Source organism: Sphingobium ummariense RL-3, from assembly GCF_000447205.1.
In the GTDB taxonomy this organism is placed as follows: Bacteria; Pseudomonadota; Alphaproteobacteria; order Sphingomonadales; family Sphingomonadaceae; genus Sphingobium; species Sphingobium ummariense.
Window position 1 is genome coordinate 1 of record NZ_AUWY01000102.1, and the last position, 18,523, is coordinate 18,523.

Consider the following 18,523-nt stretch of genomic DNA (forward strand, 5'->3'; position numbering starts at 1 on the left):
CCCGCACTATTCATGAGGCCTCCGCTCCGGGTTCGTGCGAGCATGGTTTGTCGGTCGTCGGGTGATCAGAGCAAGCTCCTCCGGCGGTTTTTTTCACCGCGTCAGGATCGATGGGCTTTTCGAGGTTGAAGGACGAGGGCTCGGGCTTTGGGCGGCACTGCCGCGCTGGTTATGTGGGTGCCGGCCGGAGGCCGGTGGCAATGGTTCTGAACAGGCTGGCATCGGGACAGGCTGACGCGAAGGCGACGCGGATGCGCGTAGCGGTTTCGATGACGCGGGCGGCGACCTTGAGCAACCGCAGGCGCAGCGTTGCGAACTCGGCGGTGGCGAGCGCGGCAGCCTTCGGGATTTCCTGCTGGATGCGCCACACGAGCCAGTAGGCGGCGGTGTGCAGGATGAGGCGCATCTGGTTGGCATTGGCTGAGCGGCACGAGGTACGATCGCTGGCAAGCTGGGTCTTGTGGCGCTTGATCAGGTTCTCGGCGTTGCCGCGCGCGCAGTAGAGGGTGTCGTAGATATGCTCAGCCGAACCTTCGGCCAGCGAGGTGACGACATAGCGGATGTCCATGCCCAGCGTGCTGGCCTCGATCCGGGCGACGACGCGGCGCTGGCACTTCCAGCTCTTCGCGCCGTAGCGGGTCTCGGCATAGTTGCGCAGGACCGGATATTGGCGCTGAGCCCGCTTAACCGCGCAGGCATCGGCGGCAGCGACGATTTCGGGATCAGCACGCAGCGCGGCGTTGGTCGGCAGGCCGAACACGTAGTCGACGCCGGCCGCCTCGCAGAAGGCCATGACCTCGGGCCGGCCATAGTGCCCGTCGCCGCGGATGGTGATGTGCGTTTCGGGCCAGTGCCGGCGCAGATGGCGCACCAGGCGCCGGATGTGGCCGGCAGCTTCGGCGCCCGACGGTGTCTTGCCGGTGCGCAGCAGCATCGCCACCGGTCGGCCGGTGGCAGTGTCGTAGACATGGATCGGCAGGAAGCAGCGCTCGCCATGATGCCCGTTCCAGAAGGAGAGCTGCTGATAGCCATGAACAACGTCACAGGTGTCATCGATATCCAGCGTCACCGCCGCCGGCGCGGCGGGGTAGCTGGTGCAGTAGATGTCGATCATCGCGGCCATCATCCTGGCCAGTTCGCGTGTGGTCGGCGCATTTTCCCACCGGCTCATCGTCGGTTGGCTGGCCAGCCCCGCGCCCGATCCCGGCAGCTTGCCCAGCGCCAGACGGAAGCCCGGATCGTCGCGCAGAGCGTCGAGATCATCGGCGTCTTCATAGCCGCAGGCGATCGCGAACACCCGGGCACGCAGGATGTCATCAAGGCGATGGATCACCCGCACAGGGTCCCGCGGATCGGCAATGCAAGCCGCAAGCCGCCGGCAAAGCCCCATCGCGCGCTCGGCCTGTGCCAGCAGCAGAACACCGCCATCCGAGGTGAGCCGACCTCCGTCGAACGCGGCTGTGATCTTCTTGCGCCCGATCGCTGGAAACGAAAATCCCGGCGCGCTATCATCGCTCCCGGCGGGTGTGGCCCGTGGCATAAATTGCCTCGCTGCAGGACTGGTCTAGACACCCATTTTCCTACATCAAAGCAATCGCTTACACCACTCCCGCCAACCCTGCTGACTGAGCCCGATGAATAAGCCGGGCTAGGCTCGAAGTCGATCCTGAAACAATCTTAAGCGCAGCGCGTCGAATGGGTTCGGTCAAGACGTCGATGCTACAGGATGTCGAGCGCGGCAATCGCTTGGAACTGGCATCGATTTGCGACGCGGTCTTGGAGCTTTCCGATGCTTACAACATATCGATGCCCGTGACGCAGGCAATTAGCAGCATTGCCCATTTCAAAGATCTTTCGCAGAACTCGAAACATGCGCTAGATGTTGAGCAAGGCGGTCAGGCGCCAGTATCAAAGTGCAGAATTGGATGATTACGGGCCGCCGCTCATCACCTCCGTGCGGGTGATCAGCGATTGCAGCACAACCAGCGCGGCGTCGGTCGTGACGCCTTCGGTCGCTATCGCCCAAAGGCATTCCGGGGCGGCATATTGGGCCAGCGGTCCGATCGCCTCCGGCAGCTCGCGCCACTTGGCCTTGCGCGCGGCCGGCGTCTTCTCCTTCACCGCGCGCTGGAAGGCGGCGAGCATCGATTCGAATTCGGGTTTCCCAAGTAGTGTAGGGCCCACCATGGCGAGGAGCGAGGCCATCGCGTAATCCCGCCCAGTGTGCGCTCGAAGGAGGGCGACTCATCGCTCCAGCCTCCCGCCTGCCCAAGGATGCCAGACTTCTCGCGCAGGGCGATAGCGGTCTGATCGATGATGGGGCCCACGCAGGGGGAAGGAAGTACGGCTTGGGCCGACCTTGCGTCCGCCGGAGCTGCCAGTCGGCTAGGGCGGATCGACATTTAGGATTCCCAAGCGAGAGGCTGTCTGATTCATGGGGTTCCGTGTTATGGCACGGAGCGGGTGATGGGCATCAAGCGATACGAGTTGAGCGATGGGCAGTGGCAGCGGATCGAGCCGTTGCTGCCTGGCAAGGCGGGGGATCGTGGCCGGACGGGATCGGATAACCGATTGTTCGTGAACGGTTGTTTGTGGGTGCTACGGTCGGGCGCCCACTGGTGCGATCTTCCGGAACGCTATGGCAAGTGGAAGACGGTGCACAGGCGGTTCAGCCGCTGGTGCCATGCCGGGGTATGGGAGCGAGTGTTTGCCTCGCTGGTGGCCGACCGCGACAATCAGTATCTGATGCTCGATAGCACCATCGTTCGTGCCCACCAGCAGGCGGCGAGCGGGAAAGGGGGGCCTGCGACCAGGCGCTGGGGCGTTCCCGAGGCGGGCTGACCACCAAGATCCACATGCTCGCCGACACGTTCGGCCGGCCGCTGCGCTTTATCGTCACCGCCGGCCAGGTCGGCGACATTACCACTGCACCGGCCTTGCTCAACGGCCTGCAGGCCGAGGCCGTGCTTGCCGATAAAGCCTACGACAGCAATGCCTTACGCGCACTGATCGCCGATATGGACGCCATCGCGGTGATCCCGTCGAACCGCTGCCGCAAGGCCGTAATCCCCCACGATGTCGCCATCTACAAGCATCGCAACCAGATCGAGCGATGCTTCAACAGGCTCAAGCACTACCGCCGCTTCGCCACCCGATATGAACGCCGAACCATCCACTTCACCGGCTTCATACACCTCGCCGCCGCCATGATCTGGCTACAATAAATGTCGATCCGCTCTAGCGGCTCGGATCAAGTCTTCGTCGCCGCCGCTTTCACCGCTTCAAGAATGGCCGATTGCAGCGTAAGCGGTCGTTCCCAGTAGCGGTGGCGATTGGCAGTTTTGTCCCAAAAATGGCCCGCCTGTCGAATGTCAACGTAGGGCAGCTTCCGGGAAACTTGATCGCGCTCTTAAACGGCAACAATGTTGGCGACCCCCGCCTTCATCATCTCGCAAGGGAGAGATGCGCGAACAGGCGCTGCTTGTTGTCGGGAACGACTTGTGCCGCCGCGGCTTCCCACGCGGCGTATCGTTCCATGGTTGCCGCGATGTCGATGGCGGGCCGGGACTGTGTTGCATCCGTCATTGCGATACTCCTGAAAGGCGAAAGCCCGGCGCGATGACCGGGCTTTCAGGGGTTAGGGTTAAGAGGTGGACCGCCGTCGGCGGATCATTCCCGAAGCCCGCCGGCGGCAATGTCTTCGATCCATTCCGACGCCTCGTCGAAATCGGTATCATCGTCGGCGACCAGGCGGGCCAGCGCCACGGCGCCTTCGCGGCCGAGTTGCCCGAGCCGCTGAAGCGCGCTCAGCAGGACCGGGCCAGTTCATCGGGTGTCGCGGTGTCGATCCGGGAAGTCTGCATCATCAGTCTCCTTAAAATACCAAAAGCCCGACGCGGGTGCGCCGGGCTCGAAGGATAGAAGGTGGTGTGAACGGGGCGAGCGAACCCGCCCCATTCGGGTGCTACGCCGCCGCCGCGACGTCCTTGCCATCATTGCCGGCATCGACCGGCTGCTCCTCGTCGTCGAGAAACGTGGGCAGAGCAGCCGTCTCCTCCTCGCCAAGAAACGGATCGGCAGCGGGCGCGTCGAGCAGTTCCGGCGTCCGCATCGGCCCGGGGAGCCAACCGGAATCCTCCAGCAGCCGCTCGGCCTCGTTCGCCATGTCGCCCTTTTTGAGATGGTCGATCATCTCGGCGAAGTTCGGCCCCTTCGCTTCCGCGACATCGGCAAGGATGCGCGGCTTGGTCACACTGCGGAAATACCCCTCGACCGTCGGACGCCAGCCCGCGCCGATCAGGTCGAGCCCGACCGCACGGGCCAGAACATGACTGTGCACAAGACGCCGCTCGATGCTGTGCTTCGAGATGCGGCCATTGTCATATTTGGGCACGACCTCCGCTTGAGCATTCAGGACTTGCGAGGCGCAATGCGCGAACAGCGCCGCCTGTTCGGCCCCGTCAAACGCGAGCAGCGCATCCCATAGATCCTTGTCATCGTCGGGCAGACGATCGGCCCAACGCTTGTGGCGCTCCTCGATCGCCCTGGCCGGCGCGCTGCCGCGCAGCCCGGACGGGGCGAACCCGAACGACACCTTGTTGAGCGAGACTTCCAGGCAGGATTCGCGGCTGTAGCTGTAGAAGGTGCTGAGCACGAACGCATGAAGCACCGCCGCGAAGGCCGTGGACGGCTCCTGCGCAAGCGCATCCTGGAGGGCAAGCGTACGCCAGGCGGTGAGCTCGGCGACCAACCTGTCGGGCAGAGGTTTGAGGATTTCGCCATCCTCCTCCTCGTCCCCGGACGATGCGACATTGATCGACACGACATTGGAGGCGGCGGGATCGCTCGCGCCGTCACTGTCCTCGCCATCCGAATCGCCGCCCGCGAAGGGCGCATCGGTTTCCTTGCCGCCGGGCTCGGCTTCGACCGCCGGCTCATCCTCTGGCCGGACATAACCGCGCTCGATGCAGAGCGAGCCATCGGACTCGATCGACACGAACACGCCGCCCCGCGCCATGTCTTCCGCCGTGAAGGTCAATGGGCGTTCGACCAGCGCGCCGATCTCGGTGTCGATGGCCGCGAGGCGCGCATGGACCTCGTCGGGCACATGGGGTTCGTCCGACCACTGCTCCTCCAGCGCCTCGGCCTCGGTTTCCAGTTCGGCAAGGCGGGCGTCTTCCTGCGGCGTCCGGTCCACGGGCACGCCCCCGATCTCCCGCATGCCGTCGGTCACGCCCCAGGGCAGGTCGACCGCGGTCGCCACCCATTTCCAGCCCTCGGCGCCGATCGTCTCGCCTTCAGCCTGAAGCTTCTCGCTCACCAGCCGATCGAGCAGCGCCGGATCGGTGAGCCAGCCGCCGTCATCCTCCTCGAACAGATCGCGCAACACATGACCGCCCGCCGCGACATAGGCATCGACTCCGATGAACCGCACTCGCCGGTCGGCGACCCGGATCGTGTCCTCGGTCAGCTTCTGCCGGATATAAGCGCCGGACTTGTTGTAGCTGTGGGCGAGCAGCTCCCACACCTGTTCCTGCCGCTCATGATCGTCCGAGACCGAGAAGGCCATGAGCTGCTCGAGCGTCATGCAATCCTCGGCATAGACGGCGTGCAGCTTCGGCGAGACCTTCGCGAGACGGAGGCGCTGGTTCACGACCGCCGGGGTGACGAGGAAATGCGCGGCGATCGATTCGATGCCCTCGCCCTTGTCGACCATCGCCTGCATGGCCCGGAACTGATCGAGCGGATGGAGCGGTTCGCGGAAGGTGTTTTCCGCATAGCTGTCCTCCTCGGCCAACACGCCGTCATTGGCGGCCCTGACCACACAGGGGATCGGCGCGTTCTTCGCGAGACGCTTCTGCTTCACCAGCAGTTCGAGCGCGCGGAACCGCCGGCCGCCGGCCGGCACCTCGAAATCGCCGGTCTCCTGCCCCGCCTCATCGAGGATGGGCCGGACATTGAGGCTCTGGAGCAGGGTCCGGCGAACGATGTCGTCGGCCAGTTCGCCGATCGACACGCCGGCCTTCACCCGGCGGACATTGGACTGGGACAAACGCAGGCGGTCGAATGGAATGTCGCGCGAGCCGCTGAGGGTGATCTTCTGGGGCGCTTTGGCCATGGGTTTTCTCCATGACGGGCCGCCGCGAGACTCTCTCCCGGCTTCCAGCCCGTCACGAAGCCCCTGGCTTCCCTCTTCCTCTCAGGCCTGCCGCACGCAGGCCATGCGTTCTTGCCGCTTCGACCGGCACCGCTCGCCGCAATCATCTTGCCATGAAGTTCGCTATTTGTTCCCATGTCCAGATGAAACGAATCGCACGTGAAGAACTGTCAGCCATCCTCCTAGCAGCGCCCGGCTGGGCGCAGGTCGGGCTGACGATGCCGGACGAACGGATGCGCGAGCGCGCCGCCGACACGCTGGCGGCGACGATCATCGAGAAGCTGGAGGGATCATCCCCGACCGATGTGAACCAGCTCAGGCTGCCGCTGTAGGCGAAGGCGCGGGTTCCTGCGCCACGTCGAACACGCCGCGCCGGACGCCGAAACGGTCGGAGAAGGTGACGACATTAGTGTGACCGTCGCGACCGATCTGCGTAAAGCGCAGCAGATCGCCCTTGAGGATCTCGATCGTGACCGGCGGCAGTTCATCGCGCGGGTCGTGGAAGGTCATGCGATTCTTCGGCATCTTCACCTCCTGTGCAGCGGCAATTGGCGCGGCCGCTCTTTTCAGGGGTCAGGCCATTCCTTCTTCATTTCGAGCAGCCCGAGCATCCCCTGATAGCTCTGATCGGAACGGATTTCACCTTTGTAGCCGGCATCACGCAATTCTGCCTCGCGTTCCTTCGTTTCGAAAGGCTGAAGTCTTGGGTCGAAGCTGATCGACCTGAACAGCATGTCGGGATCGATTGGCATCAGGCGAACGTCGGGAACGGACTGATCCTGAGACCATTCGCGCCCGATCAGCATGAAGCGCACCTCCTGCTCATGGGCAAAATAGTGCCGCTTCCAAAGCAGGGAATCCGCACGGCCCTGGACCGTCTGAAAGAAACCGGGGCCATGTTGGCCGTTGCAGGCATTGACGATGCGCTGCCAGATCTCCTTGTCGTCGAGATATTCGACACCGCCTGCGACGATGTGCGCGTCGGCCCCTTCGGCATGCCAGGCTTCCGACGCGGAAAGAAGATGCCGCACCGTCGTCGTGACCGTCACGCCTTCGTTCAGGCGATCGGCGTTGCGACGCGTCTCATCCAGTCGCACACGGGAATAGGCGCGCAACAACGTGTCGGAACCGGGATTAAGCGACCAACATTGCGCCCATGCCGGAGCCAGAAAGTCGGCAAGCTGGTGCTGCCCCTTGGCAGGGTTGAGGCCGCGGCCGTCCAGCATGCAAAGGGATGGAGCATCCTCCCTCGGATCATCCCAGAGCCGCGGCCTCACCAGCGCCATTTCCCTGTGCTTCACCGCATCGAGGAGCCGGGCGAGCGGAAAAATCCGGCGCACCTCCTGGTCCAGATCGACGATGCGGGCAGCAAAACGGCAGGGGTCACCGTTGATTGGCAATAAATCCATATATCCTCCCTCCTGCCAGTATTAGCACGCGACGATGAGAGCGCGTCTATGCGATTCCAAGGCAAGCCAATCACCGATGCTCTTCGGGCAAATCCTCCTCATGCCCCTGCCAGACGATCTGGTCGCCCTCATAGACGGTGACGAACCCGCGGCCGCGCGCGATCGGCGCAGGCGGCTGGGCCGAGAAGTTGAGGCAGCCGAACGTGTCGCCCGTGGCGGAGAAGGCGAGCGGCTTGCCATAGTGCATCAGCAACTGGTCGCAGGAACACGAGGGACGCTTCACGCGCGTTTGGAAACGCCGAGCTGAAACGCCTAATAGGCTCGAACCTCCCAGTCCGCCGGCGGCGACCAGTGCCTGCAATATTTACAGTAGCGCGGGATCGGGCTCCGGATCGTCGTCATTGGCGGCGCGTGCCGCATCGGGCCGCAAGGCGAGCAGATAATCGGCCGCCTTCGAGGCCGCGCTGGCTGCACGCAAGATCGCGCGACTGTCCTCGCGGATGATCTCAAGCCAGGATCCGAGATAATCTGCATGCCGGACGGTGGGCGTGATGCCGAGCGCCGCGCAGACGAAGGCGCCTGACATTTCGGCGATCAGCTCTTCCCTGCCGTAGGCGACCGAACCGAAGCTGCCGGTCTGATCGCGGTCGAGACGGGCGGCGCCTCCAACCCAATGCGAGAGCTCATGAAAAGCCGTCCGGTGCCAGTTCACCGGGTCGTGGAAATCATCCGGACGCGGCACCTGTACATAGTCGTGACGGGGCGAATAATAGGCCGAGGGACCGCCGATACGGAAGTCGGCGCCGGTCGCTTCGATCAGCGCCTCAGCCTGCGGCAGGATTAGCCCTTCGGGAATCGGCGGCCGCGGCTCGCAGATATGGGCAGGCAGCCCCTCGCACTGCTCGACCGAGAAGACGGTGAACCATTTGAGGAAGGGAATGCCGCCCGACGGTTCGCGGCTTTCATTGTCGGTACGGCGGCGCTCTTCCTTCGGGATGAAGCGGCGCGTGTAGATGACGCCCGCGCCCCGCTCGCCGCGCCGGACATGACCGCCAAGCGCCAGCGCCTGCCGGAAGGTCAGGAAGGCATGGGAGGCAAAGCCGCGCGAGACGATGGCATCCCAGAGGGTGAGAACATTAATTCCACTGTATCGCCGGTTGCTGACCGCATTGTAGGGCATGCCGATACTCGCCTTCGAAGAACCCCAGGGCTGGACCCAGGGGACGCGGCCAGCTTCGAGTTCGGCGATGATCCGGTTCGTGATCTGCTCGTAGAGGTTTGTCCGCTCATCGGCGGTTCTGGTGGTGCGTGCCTGTGCCATCGCGCTTCTCCGCGACGGATCGGTCCCGAGCCTCTCTCGTGACGCTCAACCCGTCACGGCCAGCCGGCCGCACTCTCACTCTCAAGGGGGCGTTACGGGGCGCAGCCCCGTTCGAAGGGCTCCGGTGAGACTCGCGAAGCGTAGCTCACCGGCAGGGAGAGACTTTTCCCCTCAAGGCGAAATTCCGTGCGCCAGGAGACGCTATGGAACGCCAATTTTGGCATTCAGCGTTGTAGCCCGGTTGTAGCCCGTGCAAATCCGATGCATCCGGCGCTGAGCGCCTTCTTCATAAATCATTGATTTTCTTATGAAAACTGGAGCGGGCGAAGGGATTCGAACCCTCGACCCCAACCTTGGCAACCGGATCAGGCGGTCTACGCTACAGCAGGCAATTACACGCCATTGCGCGAAAAAGCACGATGTTTCAAGTGCTTTCATTGACACCTGTTCCGCCGACAATACGCTGGCAAAACCGGCAACACGCGTTCTGCTGCTTCCCCCCTGCTTCCCCGGCCATGCTGCACCTGCGTGGGGAAGCAGATGGCGTCGCGTGCCCGACGCACGCTCCCAACAAGCCGCTGATTTACCGCAATTCTCACATGCGAAAGGAGTCCAAAGATGCCTAAACTAACCAAGAAATTCGTTGATGCACTGCAACATACGTCGGGGCGCGATATGTTCGCTTGGGACACAGAAGTGCGCGGCTTTGGCATCCGCGTAAAGCCCTCGGGCACGAAGACTTTCCTTATTCAGTATCGCAATGCCGAACGCCGCACGCGCCGCTACGTCATCGGTCAATATGGGATCCTGACCGTCGAACGCGCCCGCGATCTGGCGCAGAAGAAGCTTGCTTCTGTAATCGACGGCGGTGACCCATCGGAGGAGCGGCACGCAGCGCGCGACGGGTTGACCGTGGCAGAGATTTGCGACTGGTATCTTGAGGAAGCCGAAGCCGGTCGCCTGCTCGGTCGCAATCGACGCCCGATCAAGGCGTCATCGGTTGCGGGCGACCGAAGCCGGATCGAACAGCACATTAAGCCGCTCGTGGGGACGCGGCTTGTGAGCCATTTGAAGCTGGGCGATATCGAAGCGCTGCAGGCCGATATCGCCGCCGGCAAATCAGCGCGCAAGAAGACCTGCGGGCGCGGCGGAAAAACGTCAGGCGGTGCCGGTGTTGCAGGACGAGCGATCAGCACGCTGCGCAGCCTCCTCAACCATGCGCGCCGTCATGGCATGATCGAGCAAAGTCCCGCCAACGGCGTCCGCGTGATTGCTTCGGACAGGCTCAAGCGCCATCTCAGCGTCGGCGAGGTGCGTCACCTGGGGAAGATCATGACCCAGATGGAACGCGAAGGAGAACATCCGACCGGGCTCGCGGCCATCCGCGCCATGCTGTTGACGGGGTTCAGGCGGATGGAAGTCCTGGCCATGCGAAAGGAATGGATCGAAGCCGACGACAACTGCGTCGCCTTCCCCGAGACGAAGTCGGGTGCTCAGATGCGCGCGGCAGGTGATGATGCGGTCATTCACCTTTTGCGGCAGGCGCAACGCAGTCGGTCTGCGTTTGTTTTCCCGGCGGATTGGGGTGATGGCCATTTTGTTGGCGTGGTTCGCGTTCTCGATCGCGTCTGCGCGCGCGCCGGCCTCGAAGACGTGACGCCCCATGTTCTTCGCCACACATTCGCCAGCATCGCTGCTTCGCTCGGGTTCAGCGAGTTGACAATCGCGGGTCTGCTTGGACACGGCCCGCGGGGCGTCACGCAACGCTATGTCCACCTCGACGCTGCACTAGTGATCGCCGCTGATCAGGTCGCTGCTGAAATCGCAAGGCTGTTGGATGGAGGGGAGATCATGACGATGAAGGAAGTGAAGCGCCGCCGCTTTTCGGAAATGTACGCGTCACTGCAGCAATGATCCATCGTGGCGGATCACCTACAGCCGATCGGTGGAATATGCATCGATCGTTGCGATCAGATCCGCTCCAGCAGTAGGCCGATGCCTTGGCCCACGCCGACGCACATGAACACCATCGCGTAGCGGCCACGCGAGCGATCGAGTTCCTCGACTGCGCTCATTGCAATCCGGGCGCCAGACATGCCAAGCGGATGGCCGAGCGCGATCGCGCCGCCATTGCGGTTGACGCGCTCGTCATCGGGTTGAAGACCGAGATCCCGCAGCACGGCAATCGCCTGCGAAGCGAACGCCTCGTTGAGCTCGATCACGTCAAGCTGGTCAATGCTGAGGCCGCCACCAAGCGCCAGGAGCTTGCGAGCGGCGTTCACCGGACCAATGCCCATGACCCGTGGCGCCACGCCGGCCGCCGCCATAGCGACCACGCGGGCGCGGGGTTTGAGTCCATGCCGCTTTGCTGCCTCTTCGCTGGCGACCACCATCGCCGCCGCGCCATCATTGACGCCGGAGGCATTCCCGGCGGTCACCGTGCCATCCGGGCGCACAATGGGCCTCAGCTTCGCCAAGCCTTCGAGCGTCGTATTCGGGCGAGGATGTTCGTCCTGCGCGACGGTGATTGGATCGCCCTTCTTTTGCGGGATGATGACGGACACGATTTCGCACGCGAGGCGGCCATTGGCCTGTGCGGCGACCGCCTTCCGCTGGCTTGCCAGGGCGAAGGCGTCCTGGTCCTCGCGGCTGACGCCCCATTCCTGGGCGACATTCTCGCCGGTCTCGGGCATCGTATCGACGCCATAGGCGGCCTTCATCGCGGGGTTGACGAAGCGCCATCCGATCGTCGTGTCCTCAAGGCGTTGGCCGCGCGAGAAGGCAGTATCGGCCTTGCCCATCACATAAGGCGCGCGGCTCATGCTCTCCACGCCGCCGGCGATGATAAGCTCAGCATCGCCGGCCCGGATTGCGCGCGCGGCCGATCCGACCGCGTCCAGCCCCGAACCGCAGAGCCGATTGACGGTAGAGCCCGAGACTTCCTTGGGCAGGCCTGCGAGCAGGGTCGCCATGCGCGCTACGTTGCGATTATCCTCGCCCGCCTGGTTCGCGCAGCCGAGAAGCACATCGTCGACCGCCTGCCAGTTCACGCCTGGATTACGCTCGATCAATGCCCGGATCGGAATGGCGGCGAGGTCGTCCGCGCGAACTGTCGACAGCGCGCCGCCGAAGCGGCCGATCGGGGTTCGGATTGCATCGCAGATGAACGCGTCGCTCATCGCGCCGGCTCGCTCCCGACGGCGCCCGTATCGAGGGCCGCGCCGGTCTTCGCCTTCACGTCATCCACGCTGACGCCCGGCGCCAGCTCGACCAGGGTGAGGCCGCCGGCCGCTTTGTCGCAGGCGATCACCGCGAGGTCGGTGATGATGAGGTCGACAACGCCTCGGCCTGTCAGAGGCAGGGTGCAGCGCTCCAGTATCTTGGACGCTCCTGCCTTGCTGATGTGATCCATCACGACGACGACGCGCTTGACGCCGGCCACCAGGTCCATCGCTCCGCCCATGCCCTTGACCATCTTGCCGGGGATCGTCCAGTTGGCGAGGTCGCCGTTCGCGGCCACCTCCATCGCGCCCAGCACCGCCATGTCGATATGGCCGCCGCGGATCATCGCGAAGCTGTCGGCCGAGGAGAAGAAGCTTGAGGTCGGCAATGTGGTGATGGTCTGCTTGCCAGCATTGATCAGATCGGGATCGGCCTCGCCCTCATAGGGAAACGGCCCCATGCCGAGCATCCCGTTCTCCGATTGCAGCGTCACGTCGAGGCCGTCGGGGATATAGTTGGCCACTAGCGTCGGGATGCCGATGCCGAGATTGACGTAATAGCCGTCCCGAAGCTCCTGCGCGGCGCGGGCAGCCATCTGGTCGCGGGTCCAGGCCATCAGGCAGCCTCCCTCGGGCGCGTGGTGAGTTTCTCGATACGCTTCTCGTTGATCGTGCTCTTGACGATGCGGTCGACATAGATGCCCGGCGTGTGGATGCAGTCGGGATCGAGCGCGCCGGCCTCGACGATCTCCTCGACCTCCGCGACCGTCACCCGGGCCGCAGTCGCCATGTTGGGGTTGAAGTTGCGCGCGGTCTTGCGGAACACAAGGTTGCCGGCCGGATCGCCCTTCCACGCCTTGATGATCGCGAGGTCGGCGCGCAGCCAGGTCTCGCGCACATATTCCTCGCCCTCGAAGATTTCGGTGGGCTTGCCTTCGGCGACCACCGTGCCGACGCCGGTCCTGGTGTAGAAGGCCGGGATACCCGCGCCGCCCGCCCGGATGCGCTCTGCCAGCGTGCCCTGCGGGTTGAGTTCCAGCTCCAGCTCGCCCGAGAGATACTGCTGCTCGAACAGCTTGTTCTCGCCGACATAGGAGGAGATCATCTTCTTCACCTGCCGGCTCTCGAGCAGCATCCACAAGCCGAAGCCGTCGGCCCCGGCGTTGTTGGAGATGACCGTCAGACCGCGCACCCCTGCTGCCCGGATCTCCGGGATCAGGCTCTCGGGATTGCCCGAAAGCCCGAAACCACCCGACATGATCGTCATCCCATCGTGCAAGACATCATGCAGGGCATCGTAAGCGTTGCCGAAGATCTTGTTCGCCATGGCTAGTGCTTTATGCCCCGGCGCCAGCAGACGCTGGCGCCTGCGCGCAACTGGACCCCATCGCGATCGCGCTGCGCGATCGGTCACGGCGATACGCCGCGAGCTTGTCTTCATCGATCCGCACACCAATCCCGTTGCCGGGAGGAAGTTGAAGTGCCCCGCCGACGTAGCGCACCGGCTCTTCCGTGATGTCATCTGCTATCAGCATTGGCCCGACGAGTTCGCCGCCCAGAGGAAGCTGCGGGAGCGTTGAGCAAAATTGCATATTACCGGCGGTGCCCAGCGACGATTCAAGAAAGGTTCCCATGTAGAGTGCTGACCCGGCTGCAAGCGCAACATCGGCGACCGCGCGGGAATTGACGATCCCTCCCGACTTCATGAGCTTGAGCGAAATGAGCGCACCGGCACCCTTCTTCGCTGCCTCAAGCATGTCGCGTGTGGTCCGGATACTCTCATCCAGCATGATCGGCATCGGGCTGCGGGCCTGCAATCGCACTGCGCCGTCGAGATCGCACCGCGGCAGCGGCTGTTCGATCATCTCGACGCCGACCTCGGACAGACGGGGTAACGCCCACAGCGCATCAACCTCGGTCCAGCGTTCATTCGGATCGACCCGCACGCCCGCCTTTTCGCGCAGCGCGAGCGTGACGTCACAGGCGCGTTCAACATCTTTCTTGAGCTCGACCGCGCCCATCTTCAGCTTGAACGCAGACGCCTCGCCAGCTTCGAGCTTGCCAAGCGCTTCATCGATTTCCTGCTGTCGATCGCCGGTCGCAAGCGGCCATGCAACGGCGAGGCTGTCACGCACCTTTCCTCCGAGCAGGGCATGCAAAGGCTGCTCAAGGGTATTGCCGATCAGATCCCATAGCGCCATTTCGACGCCAGCTTTGGCAAAGCTGTTGCCGAACGCTACTTCATCCATGCGCGCGCGCAGCGTCGTCATGTCGGTGGCGCACTGGCCAACCAGAACCGGTGTCAGATAGCTGTCGATAATCGTCTTGATGGTCTCGACCGATTCGCCGCCCCACCAGGGGCCACTCGGTATCGAGCCTTCGCCGATGCCGACCACGCCGTCACCCGATTGCACCCGAATCACCACAAGGCTCTGGCTTCGCGCGGCAAGCGCGGAAAAGCGCTGCAGACGCCGCAGCGGCAAGTCCACGATGATGGTCTCGATGTCGCGGATAATGAGTTGTGTCACGTCGGTTTGCCTCGCTTCTCTCAATTGCGGTCAGCCGGCCGCTTGATCTAAAGTAACAATCACTTGCCATGCGTTCTAATACTAAGGACGCGGGTTGCTCATGCGTCGCACGTATCGACCGCAGCCAATTCTGTCGGTGCCTCAGCTTAGTCCGGCGTCAAATCCACTGGAGGCCGCAGTCATGTGCTCGCTCGCATGGTCTCACTCGGAAGATGGCTCGACGAAAGCGAGGCCTTCCTGGCGCATGGCCGCCAGCGCGGCAGGCCGCTGCGAAACTGTCTTGGCGATCCGATGGAGATTCGGTGTCGGAATAACGATGGTCCTTGCGTTCGGTCGTAGCGTCCACAGTGCAAAGACAAGGGCGTAGGCATCGCAGAGCGAGTATTCGTCCCCCAACAAGAACGCGCGGTCGCCGAGCTCAGCCTCCAACCTTCCCAGGACTTCGTTGAGGGCACGCACACCTGTGTCGCGCACATCTTCCTGCCCTTCCGGCGTCGTCGCCAGACGATTGGGACGGAACAGCGGTCGAAATGCCACATGGACCGTGCTCGAAAGCAAGGCGAGCCATCTCGTCGCCAAAGCACGGTCAAAAGTCCCCGGCTTTGGAAGGAGGCGGCGTTCGGGAACGAGATCGGCGAGATACTGGAGTATCGCGACATTTTCCGTAAGCGTGCTGCCCGAAACGTCGAGGGCCGGCACGCGCGCCCAAGGGTTCTTCAAGAGATACTCGGGTGCATGATGCTGATCCTTGGAAAGATCGACCCGCACTGCCTCATATTTCAATCCAGTCTCTTCGAGAGCGACATGCGACGCCAACGAACACGATCCGCTGTTGTAGTAGAGGATCATCTTGCACCTGCCTTTTCAGAAGGCCGCTGGCTTCAGCGGAGTGAACTATTCGTCATCGAAGTGGTCAAAGCGCGAGGATTTGCCTCATAGCATCCTCAAGCTCTTTCTGGGACGTTGACGTCAGCGTCTTGCTGCGCCATCCCACGTAGACATCTGGTCTGACCAGCAACGCGCCGTCTTCTTCAACCTCGGACACACGGGCATATTCGCCATGGCTATCAGCATAGCGCTGGCCGTGGCCGATCACATGCACATTGATCGGTACATCAAGGCTCTCGGACACCTGTTTTGCGATTTCCCTCCAAGGCTGTCCGTTCACACCCGTCAGGATTGAAAACGCACCGCCGCCACACAGATATAGCGTGGAAATCAGCTTTTCCCCATCCTTGACCCAAGCATGCGGCAGACGCGCGCCGGGGTGGCTGGATATTTCGTGGTATCGCTCAGGGTCGACCGAAAATGATGGGTGCGGCTCATCTGTTGCCACCGCGCCGGAAACATAGCGCTGGTTTAGTTCGATCCCCGGATCATTGTAACTGTCAACGGCGGAGCAAAAGTCGGCCATTCGGCGGCGTAAAACCAGGCCATCGTGTTACATGCCGGGGGTAGTGGCGTGAGGGCGTAGCCCGAGGGCCACTCCCCCCGGCATTGGTGTAATTTTCAGGGTCTGGTTTTGGCCTTGCGGGCCCGGCTGTGCGCGAGGCGATAGCTTTCGCCGTTCATCTCGAGGATGCTGACGTGATGGGTCAGGCGATCGAGGAGCGCGCCTGTGAGACGCTCAGATCCGAAGGTTTCGGTCCATTCGTCGAAGGGCAGGTTGCTGGTGATGAAGGTGGAGCCGCGTTCGTAACGCTGGGAGATCAGCTCGAACAACAGTTCGGCGCCGGTCTTGGAGAGCGGCACAAAGCCCAGTTCGTCGATGATGAGCAGCTTGTATCCGGCCATCTGCTTCTGGAAGCGCAGAAGACGGCGCTCGTCGCGGGCCTCCATCATTTCGCTGACCAGCGCTGCCGCGGTGGTGAAGCCCACCGACAGTCCTTTCTGGCATGCTGCCAGTCCGAGCCCCAACGCTACGTGCGTCTTTCCGGTGCCTGATGGCCCCAGAGCGATGGCGTTCTCACGCCGCTCGATCCACTCGCAGCGCGCCATCTCGAGCACCTGCATCTTGTTGAGCCTGGGGATGGCGGCGAAGTCGAAGCTGTCGAGGCTTTTGACGGCGGGGAAGCGCGCGGCCTTGATGCGCCGCTCGACCATGCGACGCTCCCTGTCGATCATTTCCATCTCGACGAGGCGGGCGAGGAAGCGGATATGATCGACGCCTTCAGCGGCACATTGCCGCGCGAGCTTGTGATGCTCACGCAGGCACGTAGGCAGCTTGAGCGCCTTGAGATGGTGAGCGAGAAGGATCTCCGGGGCCTGATCGCTCATGCGGCCTCCTGCCGGTCGGAGAGCAGGCTCAGATAGGCTCTGGCAAAGGTCTTCTCGACCGTGGTGCGTGGCAGGAAGGGATAGACGTCCAGGTCCAGCCTGGGCGGTACGCGTTCGATCCGGCACAGGACGAGGTGCTTGACGGCATCGAAGCCGATGGCGCCAAGATCGATGGCCTGTTCGACCGCCGCCTGGAGATCGGCGAGGGTGAACGTTTCCAGCAGGCGCAGTACCTGCACATATTCGCGCTTGCCATGTTTGTGCATGCGCCCTTCCATCAACCGCTGCAGTGTCGTGAACGCTTCGGGCAGGTCCCAGCCCTGCAAAGGCGCAGCCTGGTCGAATGCGTTGATCTTCTGCTCGATCAGCGGGAGATAATGGAGCGGGTCGAAGGCAACCTCCTCGCGGGCATAGCAACGAGGATGACGGGCGATGACTTCGCTGCGGCAGCCGATCACCACCTCATCGACATAGGCCCTGATCCAGACCTCCTGATGGCCCCAGGCCACCGGAACCGAATAATCGTTGGTCCTGTAGCGCACCAGGGATTGCGAGGAGACCCGCCCGCCTTTCTGATCGCAGGCCTCGAAGGGTGTAGCGGGCAGAGGCTGCATGGCGGCAAGATCGCGCTGCAGCCGCTCACCGATCGTCTCGCTCTGCCCGCGCACCTTGTCCTGCTGGCGCTCGCGGCATTGCTCCTCCAGCCACAGGTTGAACGCCTCCCAGGTCGGGAACTTCGGGATCGGCACCATGAAGTTGCGCCGGCAATAGCCTACCAGCCCCTCCACATTGCCCTTCTCGTTCCCCTTGCCCGGGCGAGCATAGCGGTCGCGGATCACGTAATGTGACAGGAAAGCGCTGAACAATGTTGCACGCTGCCGCGTGCCGTCGGGCAGGATCTTCGCCACAAGGCAGCGATCGTTGTCATAGACGATCGAGCGCGGTACCGCGCCGAAAAACGCGAAGGCATGCACGTGTCCGTCCACCCAGGCCTCCGCCACCGCCGCCGGATAGGCCCGCACATAGCAGGCATCACTGTGCGGCAGATCGAGCGCGAAGAAGTAGGCCTTCTGCTCCACCCCGCCGATCTCCACCAGCGCTTCCCCGAAATCGGCCTGCGCATCTCCCGCAGGGTGCGCCAGCGGCACGAACATCTCCCGGCTGCGCTGTTCGCGCTCCCGGATGTAATCCTTGATGATCGTATAGCCGCCGGTGAAACCATGCTCGGTGCGCAAACGGTCGAATACCCGCTTCGCCGTATGGCGTTGCTTGCGCGGGACACTGCGGTCACCCTCAAGCCATCCATCAATGATCGCCACAAACCCGTCCAGCTTCGGGCGCTGCGGTACGGACTGGCGCCGGTAACCCGGCGGCGATGAAAACGACAGCATCTTGCGTACCGTATCGCGCGACACATTGAAACGCTTCGCCGCCGCCCGTTGGCTCATGCCATCCGCGCAAGCCAGACGGACCTGAAGATAAAGTTCCACGCTGTAGATCCCCACACCTCCCTGACTCGGCAGAAAGGCTTCAAGGTGGACGACTTTTACGCCGCCCGCAGCAGGACTATCCCGCCGCTACCGTGGTCGAATATTGCTCCGCCGTTCTCA

The 18,523-nt window shown here is 63.1% G+C and carries 19 protein-coding genes and 1 pseudogene; 4 read left to right on the forward strand and 16 right to left on the reverse strand.

Features of this window, described 5'->3' with window-relative positions; translation table 11 throughout:
• Positions 1 to 169: 169 nt before the first annotated feature.
• Entirely contained in the window at positions 170 to 1,540 is a 1,371-nt protein-coding gene (locus M529_RS39275) for an IS1380 family transposase (protein ID WP_020817822.1), read from the reverse strand.
• Between the two features lie 134 nt (positions 1,541 to 1,674).
• On the opposite strand from M529_RS39275, the gene M529_RS39280 reads away from it, so the two are divergent.
• Positions 1,675 to 1,929 (forward strand): ketopantoate reductase family protein, encoded by a 255-nt coding sequence (locus M529_RS39280; protein ID WP_269078868.1) that lies wholly within the window; start codon positions 1,675 to 1,677, stop codon positions 1,927 to 1,929.
• On the opposite strand, the gene M529_RS39285 is transcribed toward M529_RS39280, so the two are convergent.
• Positions 1,930 to 2,205, reverse strand: a complete 276-nt coding sequence (locus M529_RS39285; protein WP_021318006.1) for a hypothetical protein — start codon at positions 2,203 to 2,205, stop codon at positions 1,930 to 1,932. It lies immediately after the preceding gene.
• Positions 2,206 to 2,466: 261 nt separating this feature from the next.
• Between M529_RS39285 and M529_RS48480 the strand changes: the two are divergent.
• A pseudogene (locus M529_RS48480) lies at positions 2,467 to 3,224 on the forward strand (IS5 family transposase).
• Positions 3,225 to 3,444: 220 nt separating this feature from the next.
• On the opposite strand, the gene M529_RS49775 reads toward M529_RS48480, so the two are convergent.
• The gene (locus M529_RS49775) at positions 3,445 to 3,585 is read right to left on the reverse strand and encodes a hypothetical protein (protein WP_021318754.1); all 141 of its coding nucleotides are present in this window, start codon (positions 3,583 to 3,585) and stop codon (positions 3,445 to 3,447) included.
• A gap of 379 nt (positions 3,586 to 3,964) precedes the next feature.
• Complete coding sequence (locus tag M529_RS39305; RefSeq protein WP_021318756.1) at positions 3,965 to 6,118, reverse strand: ParB/RepB/Spo0J family partition protein; 2,154 nt, start codon at positions 6,116 to 6,118, stop codon at positions 3,965 to 3,967.
• A 182-nt stretch (positions 6,119 to 6,300) separates the two neighbouring features.
• Here M529_RS39305 and M529_RS39310 point away from each other — a divergent pair, with 182 nt between their 5' ends.
• Positions 6,301 to 6,489 (forward strand): DUF6771 family protein, encoded by a 189-nt coding sequence (locus M529_RS39310; protein WP_021318757.1) that lies wholly within the window; start codon positions 6,301 to 6,303, stop codon positions 6,487 to 6,489.
• Here the strand turns inward: M529_RS39310 and M529_RS39315 are convergent.
• The 4 genes from M529_RS39315 to M529_RS39330 all read right to left on the reverse strand — a co-directional run bounded on the left by M529_RS39315 (position 6,473) and on the right by M529_RS39330 (position 8,887).
• A complete protein-coding gene (locus M529_RS39315) occupies positions 6,473 to 6,682 on the reverse strand; it encodes a hypothetical protein (RefSeq protein WP_021318758.1) in 210 nt (69 codons plus the stop codon). The genes M529_RS39310 and M529_RS39315 overlap by 17 nt on opposite strands.
• Positions 6,683 to 6,723: 41 nt before the next feature.
• Positions 6,724 to 7,566: a hypothetical protein gene (locus tag M529_RS39320; RefSeq protein WP_021318759.1), complete on the reverse strand. Its 843-nt coding sequence runs from the start codon at positions 7,564 to 7,566 to the stop codon at positions 6,724 to 6,726.
• Positions 7,567 to 7,636: 70 nt separating this feature from the next.
• Positions 7,637 to 7,849 (reverse strand): hypothetical protein, encoded by a 213-nt coding sequence (locus M529_RS48485; protein ID WP_174391622.1) that lies wholly within the window; start codon positions 7,847 to 7,849, stop codon positions 7,637 to 7,639.
• An 81-nt stretch (positions 7,850 to 7,930) separates the two neighbouring features.
• A complete protein-coding gene (locus M529_RS39330) occupies positions 7,931 to 8,887 on the reverse strand; it encodes an ArdC family protein (RefSeq protein WP_021318761.1) in 957 nt (318 codons plus the stop codon).
• A 618-nt stretch (positions 8,888 to 9,505) separates the two neighbouring features.
• Here M529_RS39330 and M529_RS39335 point away from each other — a divergent pair.
• The gene (locus M529_RS39335; protein ID WP_021318762.1) at positions 9,506 to 10,801 is read left to right on the forward strand and encodes a tyrosine-type recombinase/integrase; all 1,296 of its coding nucleotides are present in this window, start codon (positions 9,506 to 9,508) and stop codon (positions 10,799 to 10,801) included.
• A gap of 56 nt (positions 10,802 to 10,857) precedes the next feature.
• On the opposite strand, the gene pcaF is transcribed toward M529_RS39335, so the two are convergent.
• The 8 genes from pcaF to istA form a co-directional block, all read right to left on the reverse strand.
• Positions 10,858 to 12,066: a 3-oxoadipyl-CoA thiolase gene (gene pcaF / locus M529_RS39340; RefSeq protein ID WP_021318763.1), complete on the reverse strand. Its 1,209-nt coding sequence runs from the start codon at positions 12,064 to 12,066 to the stop codon at positions 10,858 to 10,860.
• Positions 12,063 to 12,725 (reverse strand): 3-oxoacid CoA-transferase subunit B, encoded by a 663-nt coding sequence (locus tag M529_RS39345; protein ID WP_021318764.1) that lies wholly within the window; start codon positions 12,723 to 12,725, stop codon positions 12,063 to 12,065. Before M529_RS39345 ends, pcaF begins: the two co-directional genes overlap by 4 nt.
• Positions 12,725 to 13,435, reverse strand: coding sequence for a CoA transferase subunit A (locus M529_RS39350; RefSeq protein WP_021318765.1), 711 nt, complete (start codon positions 13,433 to 13,435; stop codon positions 12,725 to 12,727). Before M529_RS39350 ends, M529_RS39345 begins: the two co-directional genes overlap by 1 nt.
• A gap of 10 nt (positions 13,436 to 13,445) precedes the next feature.
• A complete protein-coding gene (locus tag M529_RS39355) occupies positions 13,446 to 14,636 on the reverse strand; it encodes a muconate/chloromuconate family cycloisomerase (protein ID WP_021318766.1) in 1,191 nt (396 codons plus the stop codon).
• Positions 14,637 to 14,837: 201 nt separating this feature from the next.
• Positions 14,838 to 15,485 (reverse strand): glutathione S-transferase family protein, encoded by a 648-nt coding sequence (locus M529_RS39360; protein ID WP_021318767.1) that lies wholly within the window; start codon positions 15,483 to 15,485, stop codon positions 14,838 to 14,840.
• Between the two features lie 64 nt (positions 15,486 to 15,549).
• Positions 15,550 to 16,050 carry an aromatic-ring hydroxylase C-terminal domain-containing protein gene (locus M529_RS49335; RefSeq protein ID WP_021318768.1) on the reverse strand — a complete coding sequence of 167 codons (501 nt, stop codon included), beginning with the start codon at positions 16,048 to 16,050 and terminating at the stop codon, positions 15,550 to 15,552.
• Positions 16,051 to 16,145: 95 nt separating this feature from the next.
• Positions 16,146 to 16,913 (reverse strand): IS21-like element ISSsp5 family helper ATPase IstB, encoded by a 768-nt coding sequence (istB, locus tag M529_RS39365; RefSeq protein ID WP_007686288.1) that lies wholly within the window; start codon positions 16,911 to 16,913, stop codon positions 16,146 to 16,148.
• Positions 16,910 to 18,403: an IS21 family transposase gene (gene istA, locus M529_RS39370; RefSeq protein WP_031294232.1), complete on the reverse strand. Its 1,494-nt coding sequence runs from the start codon at positions 18,401 to 18,403 to the stop codon at positions 16,910 to 16,912. The genes istB and istA overlap by 4 nt, the downstream gene beginning before the upstream one ends.
• Positions 18,404 to 18,523: the final 120 nt, after the last annotated feature.